Below are 17,040 nucleotides of genomic sequence, written 5' to 3'. Positions count from 1 at the left end.
GGCGCCCCTGCAGCTCGTGGCTTGAAGCCTGCCGCTGCTTCACTGCTTCACTGCGATTTCCGGACCCGCAGATACCACTCGGAGAGCAGTCGTACCTGTTTGTCTGTGTAGCCACGTTCAACCATGCGTGTGACGAAGTCGTTGTGTTTTTGCTGGTCCTCCTTGCTGGCCTTGGCATTGAAGCTGATGACCGGCAACAGATCCTCGGTGTTGGAGAACATTTTCTTCTCGATGACCACTCGCAGCTTTTCATAGCTGAGCCAGGTCGGATTCTTGCCGTTGTTGTTGGCCCGGGCGCGCAACACGAAGTTGACGATTTCGTTGCGGAAATCCTTCGGATTGCTGATGCCAGCGGGTTTCTCGATCTTTTCCAACTCCTCGTTGAGCGCAACGCGGTTAAGGATTTCACCGGTTTCCGGATCGCGATATTCCTGGTCCTGGATCCAGAAGTCTGCGTACAGCACGTAGCGGTCGAAGATGTTCTGGCCGTATTCGCTGTAGGACTCCAGGTAAGCGGTCTGGATCTCCTTGCCAATGAATTCGATATAACGCGGCGCCAGGTATTCCTTGAGAAAACGCAGATAGCGCTCACGGGTTTCGGCCTGGAATTGTTCCTGCTCGATCTGCTGTTCCAGCACGTACAGCAGGTGTACCGGGTTGGCGGCAATCTCGTGAGGGTCGAAGTTGAAGACCTTGGACAGGATCTTGAACGCGAAGCGTGTGGACAGCCCGTTCATCCCTTCGTCGACACCGGCGTTGTCACGGTATTCCTGGATCGACTTGGCCTTCGGATCAGTGTCCTTGAGGTTTTCACCGTCATACACCCGCATCTTGGAATAGATGTTGGAGTTCTCCGGCTCCTTGAGGCGCGACAGCACGGTGAACTGCGCCAGCATCTTCAGTGTGTCCGGAGCGCAATGGGCCTTGGACAGGGAGCTGTTGAACAGCAGCTTGTCGTAGATCTTCACCTCATCGGTGACACGCAGGCAGTACGGCACCTTGACGATGTAGATCCGGTCGATGAAGGCTTCGTTGTTCTTGTTGTTGCGGAAGGTATGCCATTCCGACTCGTTGGAGTGGGCAAGCAGGATGCCGCTGAACGGAATCGCTCCAAGGCCCTCGGTGCTGTTGTAATTGCCTTCCTGGGTGGCGGTCAGCAAAGGGTGCAGCACTTTGATCGGCGCCTTGAACATCTCGACGAATTCCATCAGGCCCTGGTTGGCCCGGCACAAGGCACCCGAGTAGCTGTAGGCGTCGGCGTCGTTCTGTGGGAATTCTTCCAGCTTGCGGATATCGACCTTGCCCACCAGTGCCGAAATGTCCTGGTTGTTTTCATCTCCGGGTTCGGTCTTGGCCACCGCGATCTGGTTGAGGATCGATGGGTAGAGCTTGACCACCCGGAACTGGCTGATATCGCCACCGAACTCGGCCAGGCGCTTGGTCGCCCATGGCGACATGATGGTGTTGAGGTACCGACGTGGGATGCCGAAATCCTCCTCGAGAATCGCGCCGTCCTCGGTGGCGTTGAATAGCCCCAGGGGCGATTCGAACACTGGCGAGCCCTTGATGGCATAGAAGGGCACTTTTTCGATCAGTTGCTTGAGTTTCTCGGCCAGGGACGATTTACCGCCACCCACCGGGCCGAGCAGATAGAGAATCTGCTTCTTCTCTTCCAGGCCTTGGGCGGCATGGCGGAAATAGGACACGATCTGGTCGATGCATTCTTCCATCCCGTGGAAGTCTTCGAAGGCCGGATAGCGGCGAATCACCTTGTTGGAAAAGATCCGCGAGAGCCTCGAATTGGTCGAGGTGTCCAGCAGTTCCGGTTCTCCGATGGCCAGCAACAGACGCTCCGCAGCCGATGCATAGGCGCTGCGGTCCTGCTTGCAGAGTTCGAGGTATTCCTGCAGCGAGTATTCCTCCTGCCGCGTGGACTCGAAACGTTGCTGGAAGTGGCTAAAAATACTCATGACGTCACCTCGCTCGATACGTGGAGCCGGTGTCGGATCAATCAGTCGATGCTGGCCAGCCGCTGGGAACCCAGCTGCCGTTTACCCCCCAGAATGCTTCCAGAATGCAGGCTTCTGAAAGCTTACTCCCGATGACCCGCGCGCCGGTGTACCGGCTCTCCCCTGTTTTGGATGGCCTGAGGCTAAGAATAGTTCGGAATCGGAGAGGCACAGGATGAATGCGTAATAAGTTATGGCAGACCGTTCGTCCGCCATCGCTCAAGCCCGCGGATTACGCGGGCTTGAGCGAACATAAAAAATTATTCGGAAGTGCTTTGCGACGTTTCCGCAGGATAGATCGTACGCCACAGCTCGAAACCTCCGTCCAGGCTGTAGACATCGCTGAAGCCCTGGCCGACCAGATAGGCGGCTGCGCTCTGGCTGGAATTGCCGTGATAGCAAACCACCACGAGCGGCGCATCGAGATCGGCATGGGTGATGAAGTCATGCAGTGAGTGATTGTCCAGGTGCAGGGAGCCTTTGATATGGAGAGCGGCAAAGGTCGCCGCATCGCGGACGTCGACCACGACGGCACCTTGTTCGCGCAGGGCTTGGGCTTGTTCTGGTTGGATGCGTTTGAATTCGGTCATGTAGGACTCCTGTGGCCTTGAACGCGGCGCCGCTCAGACGGCAGTGCCGACCGGCAATGGCGCCGTGGCCGGATGATGGGATTTGGCGTGGCCCCGCTCGTCGCAATCGCAACGCAGTCGCTCGCCCGTGTCGATATTCATCAAGGTCATTGCGCTGCCCCACACGCAACCGGTATCGAGGGCGAACACGCCTGGCTCGTCGCATTGTCCTTCTAGCGATGCCCAGTGACCGAAAATGATCTTAAGGTTACGGGTCTTGCGCTCTTTGTGTTTGAACCAGGGGGCGTAGCCGGGCGGCGCGGTCTCGATGCCTTCCTTGCTCTTGAGATCGAGCTTGCCGTCTTGTGTGCAGAAGCGCATGCGGGTGAAATAGTTGGTAATGACCCGGAGGCGGGCGGTGCCGGAGAGATCGTTGTTCCACTTGACCGGGTCATTGCCGTACATACCGTCCAGGAAAGGGATGAACAGGTTGTCGTCGCGCAACGCCTGTTCCACTTCGCCTGCGCATTTGAGTGCCTTGCGCAGGGACCACTGGGGCGGGATGCCGGCATGCACCAGCGCCAGGTTGCGCTGCTCGTCGTAGTGCATGAGTTTTTGCTGACGCAGCCACTCCAGCAGTTCGACGCAGTCAGGGGCGTCGAGAATTTCCTTCAGGGTATCGGATTTTTTCAGGCGCTCGATGTTCTGCCAGGCGGCCAGCAGGTGCAGGTCATGATTGCCCAGCACGCAAACCAGCGACTGGCGAATGCCATGGAGAAAGCGCAAGGTTTCCAGTGATTGCGGGCCGCGGTTGACCAGGTCCCCGACCAGCCAGAGGGTGTCACGCCCTGGGTCGAAGGCCACGCGCTCCAGCAGGCACTTGAGCGGTTCGAGGCAGCCTTGCAGATCGCCAACCGCATAGGTAGCCATCAGTGCAGCGCTCCGGGCACCGCCAGGCGGAAGGGCTTGATGATCGCGTCGAAGCGTTGGCCGTCCTCGGCCAGCATCTGATAGGAGCCTTGCATGGTGCCCACCCTGGTGGTCATCACGGTGCCGCTGGTATAGCTGTGGGTTTTACCGGCGTCGATCAGCGGTTGCTGGCCCACCACGCCTTCGCCGCGCACTTCTTCCACTTGTCCATCGCCGTCGGTAATGATCCAGTGCCTGGATAGCAGCCGGGCTGGCAGCGAGCCATTGTTGCGCACCGTAATGCTGTAGGCGAAGGCGAAGCGGTTGTGCTCGGGTTGCGATTGTTCCGCCAGAAAACGGGTGGTGACGCTGACGTCGACCTGGTAACGAGGATCGGACATGCAAAAAGGCCTTGGGCTTCGTATGGAAAATGCCTGCGCGCCGCTCACGCTGCGTTGAAAACAGGCTCGGGATGCTCGTTTGGGACGTCGAAGTCGAAAGGGACTTCCATGCCTCATGCCTGTTTTGCCTTATCGCCACTCGGTGAATCCCGGGTGAACCCTGGGAAAGGTGGGGCGCGGGCGCGGCTGACGGAGTCAGTCTAGGCCAAATATCGGGTGGTAAACCAGAGGGCATCCACCCGATGAAGTCCTTGGCCCGTCAGTTGGCGTCGGCTTTCGCTGCGGCCTGTTCGCTGAGCTTGTCGGCCAGGCGCACGAACGCCGCCAGGTCCAGCTGTTCGGGGCGCAGGCTGCCGTCGACGCCGGCAGCTTCGATATCGGCGCTGCCGAGCAATAGCTTCAGGGTGTTGCGCAGCGTCTTGCGGCGCTGGTTGAAGGCTTCGCGTACCACGCGCTCGAGCAGGCGATGATCCTTGGCCGGATGCGGCAGGACCGCGTGAGGAACCAGGCGGACAATGGCCGAATCGACTTTCGGTGGCGGATTGAAGGCCCCGGGGCCGACGTTGAACAGGTGTTCGACCCGGCAATGGTACTGGACCATGATCGACAGGCGACCCCAATCACCGCCGCCAGGACCGGCGGCAAGGCGTTCGACCACTTCTTTCTGCAGCATGAAGTGCATGTCGCGGATCAGGCCGGCATTGTTCAGCAGGTGGAAAATCAAGGGTGTGGAGATGTTGTACGGCAGGTTCCCCACGACACGCAGGCTGTTCGGCGCGGCGTTGAGGCTATTGAAGTCGAACTTCAGCGCGTCGCCCTGGTGCAGGTTGAAATTGCTCTTGCCGGCAAATTGCTGGTTGAGAATCGGAACCAGGTCCTTGTCCAGTTCCACCACGTCCAGCTGCGCGCCGCTGCCAAGCAGGCCTTCGGTCAAGGCGCCCTGGCCTGGGCCGATTTCCAGCATGCGGTCGTCGGGCTTGGCATTGATGGAGCGCAGGATGCGATCGATCACGCCGGCGTCATGCAGGAAGTTCTGGCCGAAGCGCTTGCGCGCGCGGTGTTGGTATTGCTCGGTCATAAATGGGTCTCGGCCATCTGGTAGGCGGTTTCCAGTGCGACTTGCAGGCTGCCGGTGTCGATCCGGCCGCTGCCGGCCAGGTCCAGGGCTGTACCGTGGTCCACGGAGGTGCGGATGATCGGCAGGCCCAGGGTCACGTTGACCGCAGCGCCGAAGCCCTTGTACTTCAGCACGGGCAGCCCCTGATCGTGGTACATCGCCAGCACCGCATCGCAGTGCTCCAGATATTTGGGGGTAAACAGAGTGTCGGCGGGCAGCGGGCCATGCAGGTCAATGCCTTCGCTGCGCAAGCGCTCCAATGTGGGTTCGATGATATCGATTTCTTCACGGCCCAGATGCCCGCCTTCACCGGCATGGGGGTTGAGTCCGCACACCAGGATGCGAGGATGAGCGATACCGAATTTCTCTTGCAGGTCTGCATGGAGGATTCGTGTGACACGCTCCAGGCGTTCCGGGGTGATGGCGTCGGCCACGTCCCGCAGGGGCAGGTGCGTGGTCACCAGGGCGACGCGCAGGCCACGGGTGGCGAGCATCATCACCACCTGTGGAGTATGGGTCAGGTCAGCGAGGAACTCGGTGTGTCCGGAAAAGGCGATACCTGATTCGTTGATCACGCCCTTGTGCACTGGTGCGGTGATCATGCCGCCAAACGTTCCGTCCAGGCAGCCTTGGGCGGCGCGGGTCAGGGTCTGCAGGACGAACCCGGCGTTGGCCTTGTCCAGTTGCCCGGTGACGACCGGGGCGCCCAACGGCGTATCCCAGACATACAGGCTGCCAGCCGGTGCTGGCGTGTCCGGCCAGGCGTTCGGCAGGACCTCGAGCAGCTTGATGGCCACGCCCAGCTGCGCGGCCCGTTCGAGGAGCAGGTCGCGGCTGGTAATGGCAATCAGCGGATGAGGCTGGGGATGCGCAGCGAGCAGCAGGCACAGGTCGGGACCGATGCCGGCAGGCTCGCCGGGCGTCAGCGCGAAACGCTTGGGTTTCACTGCGCTGCCTGGTCTGCACCAGGAAGTTTGATCTCGACGTAGGCTTCATCGCGGATCTGACGTAGCCAGGTCTGCAGTTCTTCGTCGTATTTGCGGTTACGCAATACCGTCATCGCCTGCTGTTCGCGTGCCTGGGTAGTGCTGTCGGTGGCGCGACGGCCAAGGACTTCCAGTACATGCCAGCCATAAGGGCTCTTGAATGGCTTGGACAGCTGGCCTTGCGGCGTTTCGGCCATGACCTGGCGGAACTCCGGCACCAGTGCGTTCGGATCGACCCAGTTCAGATCGCCACCGTTGAGGGCGGAACCCGGGTCTTCCGAAAAGCTCTTCGCCAGTTCGGCGAAGTCCTCGCCCGCTTCGATGCGGTCGTAGAGCTTCTCGGCCAGGCGCTGGGTCTCGGCTTCGCTGCGGATTTCACTTGGCTTGATCAGGATGTGGCGAACGTGCACTTCGTCGCGGACTTGGGTGCCGCCGCCGCGTTTCTCCAGCAGCTTCAGGATGATGAAGCCACCAGGGGTGCGAGCAGGCTGGGTGATATCGCCCACGGCCATGGCGCTCAGTTCGCGGTCGAACGGCGGTGGCAGTTGAGCGGCCTTGCGCCAGCCCATGTCACCACCTTCCAGGGCGTTTTCGCTACCGGAGCGGGCGACGGCCATCTGGCCGAAGTCTGCTCCTTGCTTGAGCTGCTGGTAGACATCCATGGCCTGGCGATAGGCGCTCTGGATCGCCTCGGAGTTGGCGCTTTCAGGTGTGGGAATCAGAATATTGGCCAGGTGCAGCTCTTCGGAGAGCTGCATCTTGCCCAGGTCGGAAGCCAGGAAGTTCTTCACTTCCTGCTCCGAAACCTGGATACGTTCGGCCACCCGGCGCTGACGTACGCGGCTGATGATCATCTCGCGACGGATCTGGTCCCGGGCATCCTCGTAGGAAAGGCCGTCACGAGCCAGGGCCGCACGGAACTGGTCGATGGTCATGTTGTTGCGCTGGGCAATGGTGCCGACTGCCTGGTTCAGCTCTTCATCGGTGATGCGAATGCCAGAGCGTTCGCCGATCTGCAGTTGCAGGTTCTCGACGATCAGGCGCTCGAGCACCTGCTGGTCCAGCACGCCCGGTGGCGGCAGGCCGCCGCCGCGCTTGGCGATGGTTTGCTGCACTTCATGGACGCGCTGGTCCAGTTGGCTCTGCATGACCACATCGTTATCGACAATGGCCACCACTTTATCGATGGACTGTACCGCGGCGTTGGCCGCGGTACCCAGGAACAGCGCGCCCAGCATCAGCGGGCGCAGACAATCAGAAAGCTTGGTCTTCACGTTCACGATAACCTTGGATGCCTTTGTCGAGGAAGCTCTCTACCTTGGCGCCGGTGAGGCCGCCGAGTCCCTTCAGGACAATTTGTAGGAAGACGCCGTGGTCGCCTTTTTCGTTTTCCGGGGCGGCTTGACTGAATTCTTCATAGTCGACCCAGTAACGGTTGATCAGGCGCAGTTTCCAGCAGCAATTGTCGTATTCGAAACCACCGAAGGCTTCCAGGGTACGGTTGCGGTTGTAGTCATATTGCCAGCGGCTGATGAGGTTCCATTGCGGCACGACAGGCCAGATGACGGAGAAGTCGTGCTGCTTGATCTTGTAGTAGTCCTTCACGTAGCCAGGTGTGCCCGGCGTACCGTAGTCGCCACCCCCCACTTGCCACTGACCGGTGGCCTCGTCGTAACGGACCTGGTCGTTGCGATAACGATAACCGGCGTTGATGACCTTGTTCGGGTTGTCTTCCGGCTGGTAGTGGAACATCGCACTACCCGAGCGCGGGCTGTGGGTGTCCGGGTCCCAGTTGTAGGTGGCGGTGGTGCGCCAGTCGCGGTTCCAGCGGTATTCGTATTCCAGCGCATACGGGGATACGTCCGACTTGGCGTCTTCGCGGGTCTTGAAGTCGATGCCTGGCAACTGGACTTCACGGTCCTTGAAGTACAGGGCCTGGCCGACACTGATCCGCTGGCGCTCGAAACCGTTCTCTTCGATCCAGCGGCTGGTCACGCCCAGGGACAGCTTGTTCTCGTCACCGACACGGTCGGAACCGGTAAAGCGATTATCCCGGAACAGCGAGGAATAGCTGAAGGTCGACTCACTGGTGTCGAACACTGGAATGTCGCTCTGGTCCTTCTCCGGTACGTAGAGGTAGAACAGGCGTGGTTCCAGGGTCTGGCGATAATTGGTGCCGAACCACTGGGTGTCGCGGTCGAAGTACAGCCCGCTGTCGATGCTGGCGATAGGAACGCCGCGGCTCTGGTTGCTGCTATAGGTGCCTCGCAGACGGTCCTGTTCGGCTGACTGCGAGGCGATATCCGCCTTGCCTTCACCGTCCAGGTCGAGGTCGTACTGCGTGTATTGATACTTGAGCGATGGCTTGATGTAGCCGTAGCTGGCATTCATCGGCAGGCTGACGACCGGGGCCAGGTTCATGCGGTTGCCGTTTGCGCGGGCCAGGCCCCATACGCGAGTATCCAGCCACGGCGTCGTGAGCCCATCCTCATCACTGTAGAGGCCATCCCTCAAGTCACGATCAAACCGCACCAGTTCCGTCTTGTAGGCGAAATCCAGCCCGTACGGATGTTGCGGCAGAGTGCCGTTGAAGGTGATCTGAGGCAGGCGGTTGTACGGTGTGATCTTCGAGATCGTCGCCATCTGGTAGGCCTGGGCATTCACCCGTGCCGTGAAGTTATCCCCACGGTAGCTGACCGCACCCTGCTGGTTCACGTAATCCCTGGACTCGACGCCGATCTGGTCGGTCTGCAGATCCTGGAAGTAATACGGATCGCTGATCTTGGTGTAGTCGACTTCCGTCAGCACGCGCGAATCGAGGCCGCCCTTGTGCTGCCAGTTGTACATGTAGCGGGTCTTGCTGTAATCGGACTGCTTGGCGCGCTCGTCTTCTTCATCGTTGAGGTACGCGGCACCGAACTGACCTTCGCTGGACTTGGTCAGGTAACGGAATTCGCCTTCCATCAACAGGCCACGCTTGCTCATGTAGCGCGGGTACAACGTGGCATCGTAGTTCGGCGCCAGGTTGAAGTAGTACGGAGTGACCAACAGGAAGCCAGTATCGCTGCCGCTGCCGATGGTGGGTGGCAGGAAGCCGGACTGGCGTCGGTCGTCGATCGGGAAATAGATGTAGGGGGTGTACAGGACCGGGAAGTCCTTGACCCGCAGCGTTACGTTGGTCGCGGTACCGAAGCCGGTCGCCGGGTTCAGGGTGATGTTGTTGCCCTTCAGCGTCCAGGCGTTGCTGTTCGGTTCACAGGTAGTGTACGTACCGTCCTTGAGACGGATGATCGCGTTTTCGGCGCGCTTGGCGTACAGGGCGTTACCGCGGATACGCGACTTGTGCATCACGTATTCGGCGTTGTCGACCTTGGCTTCGCCGGTGTCCAGCTGGACATCGGCGTGGTCGCCGACGATCAGCGCGCCGTTGTCGCGAACCCGCACGTTACCGCTCAGCTCACCGCGGTTCTCCGCCTGGTACAGGCTGGCTTCGTCGGCCTCGACCTGCATGCTGCCCTGGCGCATGACCACGTCGCCGGCCAGGGTCGCCACCTGTTGTTCCTGCTCGTAGCGGGAAGCCTTGGCACCGAGGAAGGTCGGGGCATCGCTCTTGGCCGTCTTGTCGTTCATGCCGGGACGCGTCGGCTCGATATAGGCGCCCGAGCAGTAAGGACCGGTTTCGGCCAGTTGCGCAGGTGTGAGGTTCTCCCGTGGAACCCAGTCCAGGTGGCTGTAGTCTTCACTGCGGGACTTCAGGCCGCGGCCCTTGGCCTCGGTGACCAGCATCGGCTGGTCGCCGGCTTCTTCGACCGAGGTGCTCCCGGCCGGGGCTTCGCTGCTGTCGGAAACCGCACTGCCGTCGTGCACTGGACGTGGCGGCAAGGCTGCGGCCGGCGTCTTGGGCGAACAGTCCCAGGCACCCGTTGCGGAGACGGAGCAGTCATACTGCTGCGCCGCGACGACGAATGAAGAGGCCAGGGGTTGCAGGGCCAGCAGACTGCCGGTAACCAGCAACGGGAATTTTTTACGAAACGCGGGGGATTTCAATGCCATCTTATTAGTCCGGGCTTCCTGCGTGCCATCTGCCCGCGGTGTGGGCCGCACGCCTCTCGATGGTCTGAAAAAGATGCTGGATAATAAAGCATGACCCGCTTGACGGCTAGCGCCGTCGGAGACCCTTGCAATGCCCGACCAAGATGTACGCCTGCAACACCTGAAAGTTTGGCTCGATGAGCAACTCCCGATCCTTTTTGCCGCACAGGGTTGGGGCACCGTGCCCCCGGCCACATTGACCGCGGCCAGCAGCGACGCGAGTTTCCGTCGCTATTTCCGCTGGGAAGGCGAGGGCCGCAGCCTGATCGTGATGGATGCGCCGCCCCCCCAGGAAAACTGCAAACCCTTCGTGGACATTGCGTTTTTGCTGGCGAAATCCGGAATCAACGTGCCGAAAATTTATGCCGAAGACCTCGCGCGAGGCTTTCTTTTGCTCAATGACCTGGGCAACCGGACCTATCTGGACGTGATCGATGGCGAAAATGCCGACGATTTATTCCGTGACGCCCTGCAAGCCCTGCTGGCTTTTCAGCAATTGCCGATGGTGGCGCCACTGCCCTCCTACGACGTCGCACTGCTGCGTCGCGAACTCGAGTTGTTCCCCGAGTGGTACGTCAAGCGTGAACTGGGGATTGAGTTCGATCCGGCACAGCAGCAGCTCTGGCAGCAGGCCAGCGAGCTGCTGATCGACAGCGCCCTGGCCCAGCCGAAAGTGTTGGTACACCGCGACTATATGCCACGCAACCTGATGCTCAGCGAACCGAACCCGGGCGTGCTGGACTTCCAGGATGCGGTCTACGGTCCGGTGACCTACGACGTGACCTGCCTGTTCAAGGATGCGTTCCTGAGCTGGCCCGAGGAGCGCGTGCGCGGTTGGCTGGAAGACTACTGGCGCCAGGCTGCGGCACTTGGCATTGCGGTCCAGCCGGATATCGAGGATTTCCTGCGGGCCAGCGACCTGATGGGGGTTCAGCGCCATCTGAAGGTCATCGGGATCTTTGCTCGCATCTGCCATCGCGACGGCAAGCCTCGCTACCTGGGCGATGTGCCGCGCTTCTTTGCCTATATAGATGCAGTGGTCGCCCGCCGACCCGAACTGGCGCCGTTGGGTGAACTGCTTTCGAGCCTGCGACAACCGGCCGGGGCGATGGCATGAAGGCGATGATCCTGGCGGCGGGCAAGGGGGAACGCATGCGCCCGCTGACCCTGACCACCCCCAAACCGTTGGTTCGTGTCGGCGGTGTCCCCTTGATCGAATACCATCTGCGGGCGCTGGCCAGCGCCGGCTTCACCGACATCGTGATCAATCACGCCTGGCTCGGTCAGCAGATCGAGGACCACCTGGGCGACGGTTCGCGTTTTGGCGTGCGGATTCGTTATTCGCCAGAGGGTGAGCCGCTGGAGACCGGTGGTGGCATCTTCCGGGCGTTACCGCTGCTGGGGGACGAGCCGTTCGTGGTGGTCAATGGCGATATATGGACCGATTTCGATTTCAGCGCCTTGCGCCGGCCGCTTCAAGGCTTGGCGCATCTGGTGCTGGTGGACAACCCCGAGCATCATCCGGGTGGTGATTTTGTCCTGCTCCACGGAAAGATTCACGATGACGGCGCGGCTGCCGACAAACTGACTTATAGCGGCATTGCTGTCCTGCATCCCTTGCTGTTCAAGGGGTGCTCGGATGGCGCGTTCAAGCTCGCCCCGCTGTTCCGACAGGCCATGGCCCTGGGGCAGGTCAGCGGCGAGCGCCTGCAAGGGCAGTGGGTCGATGTTGGAACTCATGAACGTTTGGCGCAAGTCGAAACCTTGATAGAAGCGAGCCGTTGATATGTGGTGGCCAGGGACTCTGATCGGAGCCGGAGCGGGCTTTGCCATAGCCAGCATTCCGGGGGCCATGCTGGGGGCATTGCTGGGACAGGCGCTGGACAGGCGTCTGAACCTGCACGGCTGGGCGCAGCTGCGCGAGCGCCTGGGCGGGCGTCCGGCGTTACGCAACGATGAACTATTGTTTGTCCTGCTGGGGCGTCTGGCGAAGATTGATGGCCGAGTGGTCGATGGCCATATTCAGCAGGCGCGCCAGGAAATGCGTGCGCTGGACTTGAGCGAATCGGCCCAGCGCCGAGCCATCGCCGCGTTCAATCGAGGCAAGTCCGGGAACGACCGTCTGCGTGGCTACCTGCGTCGCCTCGCTGCCCAGCCCCATGCGGCTGAAGGCGTGCTGCGAGCCTGCTGGCGAATGGTCTGGGCTGACGGTCGCGCAGGGACGAGCGAGCGCGAGTTGCTGGTTCAATGGGGCAAATGGCTGGGTTGGACACCGCAACAGGTCCAGGCACTGGCGGTTGATTACGAACCGCAGAAACCAGCCTTGCCCGGCAGTGGCGTGAGCTACCAGGAAGCGTTGCGCCTGCTGGGGGTTTCGCCCACCAGCGAGCCGTCCCAGATCAAGCGGGCTTACCGTCGTCTGCTGAGCCGACATCATCCAGACAAGATTGCCGGCAGCGGTGGGACGCCCTTGCAGGTGCGCGAAGCCACCGACAAGACCCGAGACCTGCATAACGCCTATCGGCTGATCAGGGAGCGACGGGACTTCCGCTAGGCTCCCTGACGGGGCTCAGTCGGGATTCTGTGGATTGAGCCAACCCCGAACTCGACGAAACAGCTGCTCTTGCTGTGCCGATGCATTGGGCAAGGCCTTGAGAGACACCTGACTGAACGTCGAGCCTTTCAAGCGTTTGCTCGCCTGCAAGCGTTCCAGCGCCGCGTTGCGGTCCAAGGGTTTGTCCAGATAGAAGAAGTCGGCTGTGGCCAGTTTCAGCGTCGGCGTCAGTTCGGCCAGCCCGGGTTTGGCGGTCACCGGCGTCTGCGCGGCAACCATCACGAAACGTTCTATCTGCGAAGGCTGTTTTTCGCTGAGGTAGCGCGCTGCCCAATAAGCTCCGCTGCCGTGGCCCAGTAGCACGATACTGCGAGCGCTCTGCTGCTCGGCATAGGCCAGCGCCGCATCGATGCGGGCGAAGATGCGTTCGGCGTCGACCTTGTCGTGCTCGTCGCCCGTATCGGTCATGACCGGGTCGACAGCGTCCGCCTCGCCACCCGCCACCTGTTCGATCGGGGCCGCCGTGGCGGCGTCCGGTGCGGCGGCGGCCGTATCGGCTGGTTTGGTCTCGGCTGGTGTTTCCACCGCCCGTGGTGCGATGACATCGCTTTGCAAGTCTGGCAGCGTGATACTCAGGCTGCTCCATTCGACATCCGGCAATTTCTTGCGCAAAGGGCCAATGACTTGAGGCCAGTCAGCTGTTTCGCCAGCGCCGGGGACTATGATGACTGCACCCTTGGGTTCGCTGGTGTTGGCTGGTTTCCAGAGAGCCAGGAAGGTGTCGTTGCCGGTTTGAAGCTGCTGCTGTTCCTGTGGTGGGACTTTTCGTCCAAGAGCCGCCGCTTCTTCCTGGCTACGCTCCAGCAACGGTTGGCGTTCGAGGGTTTTTTTCCCGGCGGGTTGATCCGCTGCGGCGGGCGCCGTTTCGTCAGCCTGTGCAGAAAACGCACTCGGCAGGATCAGCGACAGGCACAATGCTGGCAATGCCAGGCGGTAAACAAAGGACATTGGAGATTCCATGACCAGAAGTATTTCCGGCAGCCTAATGGGTTGGTCAGTATTTGTCAGTGCATGAGATTTCAATGATGCGTTTTTGCTGCCTGTGGGTTATCGGCTGTTTGTGGCTCCCCTTGATGGCGTGGGCCGCGCCCGCGCCATCGACGCATGGCGCGCAATTGACCCAGGAACAGCGTCAATGGCTGGCGCAACATCCGCAGTTGCGTGTCGGGCTGGTGCTGCAGGCGCCCTATGCGCAGTACGACCGGCGCCTGCAGCGTCTGTCCGGGACCAACGTCGAGCTGATGCAGTGGCTGGGCAAGGCGATGAACGTCGAACTGACCTGGCGAAACTTCCAGGACCTGGCGCAACTGGAGGCGGCAGTGCGCGACGGCCAGGTGGATATTGCCCCGGGCCTGACCCAGACGCCCGGTGGGCTCAGGCTCTGGCAGTTTTCCGACCCCTACATGCGCGTGCCGCAACTGATCGTTGGCGAACAGAAGGGAGCCGAAGGGGTGGAGCTGGAAAAGCTCGATGCCCAGGCCCGGGTCGCCGTACGCATGCCCAGTGCCACGGCTGACTATCTTCGTGGCAACTACCCGATGCTGAATCTGCAAGGCGTGCCGATGGAGCGCCAGGCCTTGCAGCTGCTGTTGAGCCAACAGGCCCGTTACGCAGTGGTCGACGAGGCCGAGCTGGGGCGGTTGATGGTGGAGCCGGAATTCGCCGGGCTGGTGGTGGTGGGGGATATCGGCCTGCCGCAGCTGCTACGGGTCGCCACGCGCCGGGATTGGCCGCAACTGGCCGGCATCGTCGACAACGTGCTGCAGGCCATTCCGGCCAGGGACCTGGAGCAGTTGCACAGTCGCTGGCTCAAGCCCAAGTATCCACGCCTGACCGAGACCCCGGGTTTCTGGCAGAACCTGACGCTGTTGATGCTGGTCATGTTGCTGAGCAGTGTGGCCATCGTGTTCTGGCAGCGTCGCCAGCAACGGCAACTGGAACGCCGCCTGCGTAGCGCGCGCGAAGACATCGCCCAGCGTGCCGCCAGCGAAGAAGCCTTGCGCCTGACACAGTTTTCCATCGACCAAAGCACGGTGGGCATCCTCTGGGTCAACTGGGACAGCCACGTGCGTTATGCCAACCGCGCGGCTGAAACCATGCTCGGCTATGCGCCAGGGGCGATCATCGACCGGCCCTTGATCGATTTCGAGCCGGGCCTGCATATGGACCGCTGGCTCAACCTGTGGAAACGCGCCAGGTCCAGCGAGGAGGGGGCGCAGAGTTTCGAAACCGAATGCGTGCGGGCCGATGGCAGTATCCTGCCGGCGGACGTTTCCTTGAGCTTCCTGCGCTTTCGCGACGCCGAGTACCTGGTGGTCTACCTCACCGACGTCACCGAGCGCCGGCGTGCGCTGGCGGCGTTGCGTGAAAGCGAAGCACGCCTGCAAGGTATCGCCGCCAACGTGCCGGGCCTGGTCTTTCGCCTGGAGCGAGCGCCCGTGACCGGGCAGATCGATTTCGCCTACATCAGTGAAGGCAGCGAAAGCCTGGTGGGTTACTCCCCCGCGACCCTTGCGCGCAGTGACACCGGCTTGCGCAGCCTGGTGCACCCGCAGGACAAGGCCGATTATCACCGCACCCAGGACCAGGCCCTGGACAGTGACAGTGACTGGTCGTGGCAGGGCCGTATCCTGACCCGCGAAGGCCGTGAGCGCTGGGCCGAGATCAAGGCCATCACCCGTCGTCTCGAGGACGGCGCCTATGTCTGGGACGGCATCGTCTGGGACATCACTGAAAGCAAGCGCATCGAGTTGGAGCTGGCCAGTTCCCGGGAGCAACTGCGCGAATTGTCGGCGCACCTGGAAAGTGTGCGGGAGGAGGAGAAGGCCCGGATCGCCCGTGAAGTCCACGATGAACTGGGCCAGATGCTGACGGTATTGAAGCTCGAGACGTCCATGTGCGAGCTGGCCTATGCGCAGCTCGACTCCGGCCTGCAGGAGCGCCTCAACAGCATGAAGCGCCTGATTGCCCAGTTGTTCCAGCTGGTGCGGGATGTGGCGACGGCGCTGCGTCCGCCCATTCTAGACGCCGGCATCGCCTCTGCCATCGAATGGCAGGCGCGGCGCTTCGAAGCGCGAACCCAGATCCCTTGCCTGGTGCAGGTGCCGGACAACCTGCCGCCCCTGAGCGATGCCAAGGCCATCGGACTGTTCCGGATTCTCCAGGAAGCGCTGACCAACGTGATGCGCCATGCCCAGGCGCATACCGTGGAACTGACCCTGGCTCGGGAAGGCGATGAATTGTGCCTGACCATCAGCGATGACGGTGTAGGATTCATTGTCACTGCCGGACGAACGACCTCCTTTGGCCTGGTTGGCATGCGGGAGCGGGTGTTGATCATGGGGGGGCGGTTATCCCTGGAGAGTGAGCCGGGGGAGGGGACGACCCTGTCGGTGCGAGTGCCGTTGAATGAAACTTGATGGTTTCGGCCTGGCAGGCCTTTTGTGAGCCGGCTCGCTCCCGAATCGACGAGATGTACGCATGACCTCGCGGGAGCGAGCCTGCTGGCGGTGAATCCTGAATCTGGAGAAGAACGTGATCCGTGTACTGGTAGCCGAAGACCACACCATTGTCCGTGAAGGCATCAAGCAATTGATCGGCCTGGCAAAGGACCTGGTGGTGGCCGGAGAGGCGAGCAACGGCGAGCAGTTGCTCGAGACCTTGCGGCATGTGCCCTGTGAGGTGGTACTGCTGGACATCTCCATGCCTGGGGTCAACGGCCTGGAGGCGATTCCGCGGATTCGCGCGTTGAACAATCCGCCGGCCATCCTGGTCCTGTCGATGCACGACGAGGCGCAAATGGCCGCCCGGGCCCTGAAGATCGGGGCTGCCGGCTACGCCACCAAGGACAGCGACCCGGCCTTGCTGCTCATGGCGATTCGCAAGGTGGCGGCGGGCGGGCGCTACATCGACCCGGATCTGGCCGACCGCATGGTTTTCGAAGTCGGCCTGACCAACACCCGGCCGCTGCACTCGCTGCTGTCCGAACGGGAATTCTCGGTGTTCGAGCGCCTGGCCCAGGGGGCCAACGTCAACGACATCGCCCAGCAACTGGCCCTGAGCAGCAAGACCATCAGTACCCACAAGGCGCGATTGATGCAGAAGCTCAACGTCACTTCATTGGCCGAGCTGGTGAAGTATGCGATGGAGCACAAGTTGCTCTGAGCTTCAGCACGTCCTCTGTGGGAGCTTGCTCGCGATGACGGCGGCACATTCAGGACTGATGTCGGCTGACACTTCCCTATCGCGATCAAGCTCGCTCCCACAGGTTTTTTCCTCGGCATATCCATTTGCGACACACCCCAACAGCGCTTTTTGCCCCTGCCTGCCGCTCGCCGCTTGAA

14 protein-coding genes are annotated in these 17,040 nt (G+C 61.4%); 5 read left to right on the top strand and 9 right to left on the bottom strand.

The window, feature by feature from the left end:
* Nucleotides 1-47: 47 nt before the first annotated feature.
* The 8 genes from BLP99_RS04085 to BLP99_RS04050 all read right to left on the bottom strand — a co-directional run bounded on the left by BLP99_RS04085 (nucleotide 48) and on the right by BLP99_RS04050 (nucleotide 10,044).
* Nucleotides 48-1,970 carry a PrkA family serine protein kinase gene (locus tag BLP99_RS04085; protein WP_072389720.1) on the bottom strand — a complete coding sequence of 641 codons (1,923 nt, stop codon included), beginning with the start codon at nucleotides 1,968-1,970 and terminating at the stop codon, nucleotides 48-50.
* A gap of 299 nt (nucleotides 1,971-2,269) precedes the next feature.
* Nucleotides 2,270-2,599 (bottom strand): thiosulfate sulfurtransferase GlpE, encoded by a 330-nt coding sequence (glpE, locus tag BLP99_RS04080; RefSeq protein ID WP_072389717.1) that lies wholly within the window; start codon nucleotides 2,597-2,599, stop codon nucleotides 2,270-2,272.
* Nucleotides 2,600-2,632: 33 nt separating this feature from the next.
* Nucleotides 2,633-3,508: a symmetrical bis(5'-nucleosyl)-tetraphosphatase gene (locus BLP99_RS04075; RefSeq protein WP_072389714.1), complete on the bottom strand. Its 876-nt coding sequence runs from the start codon at nucleotides 3,506-3,508 to the stop codon at nucleotides 2,633-2,635.
* Nucleotides 3,508-3,888 (bottom strand): Co2+/Mg2+ efflux protein ApaG, encoded by a 381-nt coding sequence (apaG, locus tag BLP99_RS04070; RefSeq protein WP_072389711.1) that lies wholly within the window; start codon nucleotides 3,886-3,888, stop codon nucleotides 3,508-3,510. The genes BLP99_RS04075 and apaG overlap by 1 nt, the downstream gene beginning before the upstream one ends.
* A gap of 259 nt (nucleotides 3,889-4,147) precedes the next feature.
* The gene (gene rsmA, locus BLP99_RS04065; RefSeq protein WP_072389708.1) at nucleotides 4,148-4,966 is read right to left on the bottom strand and encodes a 16S rRNA (adenine(1518)-N(6)/adenine(1519)-N(6))-dimethyltransferase RsmA; all 819 of its coding nucleotides are present in this window, start codon (nucleotides 4,964-4,966) and stop codon (nucleotides 4,148-4,150) included.
* Complete coding sequence (gene pdxA, locus BLP99_RS04060) at nucleotides 4,963-5,952, bottom strand: 4-hydroxythreonine-4-phosphate dehydrogenase PdxA (protein ID WP_092179810.1); 990 nt, start codon at nucleotides 5,950-5,952, stop codon at nucleotides 4,963-4,965. Before pdxA ends, rsmA begins: the two co-directional genes overlap by 4 nt.
* Complete coding sequence (gene surA, locus BLP99_RS04055; RefSeq protein ID WP_143007929.1) at nucleotides 5,949-7,265, bottom strand: peptidylprolyl isomerase SurA; 1,317 nt, start codon at nucleotides 7,263-7,265, stop codon at nucleotides 5,949-5,951. The genes pdxA and surA overlap by 4 nt, the downstream gene beginning before the upstream one ends.
* Nucleotides 7,246-10,044, bottom strand: a complete 2,799-nt coding sequence (locus BLP99_RS04050) for an LPS-assembly protein LptD (RefSeq protein ID WP_072389698.1) — start codon at nucleotides 10,042-10,044, stop codon at nucleotides 7,246-7,248. Before BLP99_RS04050 ends, surA begins: the two co-directional genes overlap by 20 nt.
* A 130-nt stretch (nucleotides 10,045-10,174) precedes the next feature.
* Here BLP99_RS04050 and BLP99_RS04045 point away from each other — a divergent pair, with 130 nt between their 5' ends.
* Genes BLP99_RS04045 through BLP99_RS04035 form a run of 3 tightly spaced genes read left to right on the top strand, consistent with a single transcriptional unit; the run spans nucleotide 10,175 to nucleotide 12,637 of the window.
* Nucleotides 10,175-11,200 carry an aminoglycoside phosphotransferase family protein gene (locus BLP99_RS04045; RefSeq protein WP_072389695.1) on the top strand — a complete coding sequence of 342 codons (1,026 nt, stop codon included), beginning with the start codon at nucleotides 10,175-10,177 and terminating at the stop codon, nucleotides 11,198-11,200.
* Complete coding sequence (murU, locus tag BLP99_RS04040) at nucleotides 11,197-11,868, top strand: N-acetylmuramate alpha-1-phosphate uridylyltransferase MurU (RefSeq protein WP_072389692.1); 672 nt, start codon at nucleotides 11,197-11,199, stop codon at nucleotides 11,866-11,868. The genes BLP99_RS04045 and murU overlap by 4 nt, the downstream gene beginning before the upstream one ends.
* A gap of 1 nt (nucleotide 11,869) precedes the next feature.
* Nucleotides 11,870-12,637, top strand: a complete 768-nt coding sequence (locus BLP99_RS04035) for a TerB family tellurite resistance protein (protein WP_072389689.1) — start codon at nucleotides 11,870-11,872, stop codon at nucleotides 12,635-12,637.
* Between the two features lie 15 nt (nucleotides 12,638-12,652).
* Here the strand turns inward: BLP99_RS04035 and BLP99_RS04030 are convergent, their stop codons facing one another.
* Nucleotides 12,653-13,645 (bottom strand): alpha/beta hydrolase family protein, encoded by a 993-nt coding sequence (locus BLP99_RS04030; protein WP_092179808.1) that lies wholly within the window; start codon nucleotides 13,643-13,645, stop codon nucleotides 12,653-12,655.
* Between the two features lie 74 nt (nucleotides 13,646-13,719).
* Here BLP99_RS04030 and BLP99_RS04025 point away from each other — a divergent pair, with 74 nt between their 5' ends.
* The gene (locus tag BLP99_RS04025) at nucleotides 13,720-16,116 is read left to right on the top strand and encodes a PAS domain-containing sensor histidine kinase (protein WP_092179806.1); all 2,397 of its coding nucleotides are present in this window, start codon (nucleotides 13,720-13,722) and stop codon (nucleotides 16,114-16,116) included.
* 115 nt (nucleotides 16,117-16,231) lie between these two features.
* Entirely contained in the window at nucleotides 16,232-16,861 is a 630-nt protein-coding gene (locus BLP99_RS04020) for a response regulator (protein ID WP_072389670.1), read from the top strand.
* Nucleotides 16,862-17,040 lie beyond the last annotated feature (179 nt).

It is taken from the genome of Pseudomonas sp. NFACC32-1, from assembly GCF_900101215.1.
Taxonomy (GTDB): domain Bacteria; phylum Pseudomonadota; class Gammaproteobacteria; order Pseudomonadales; family Pseudomonadaceae; genus Aquipseudomonas.
This window is presented reverse-complemented; position numbering and strand designations above follow the sequence as displayed.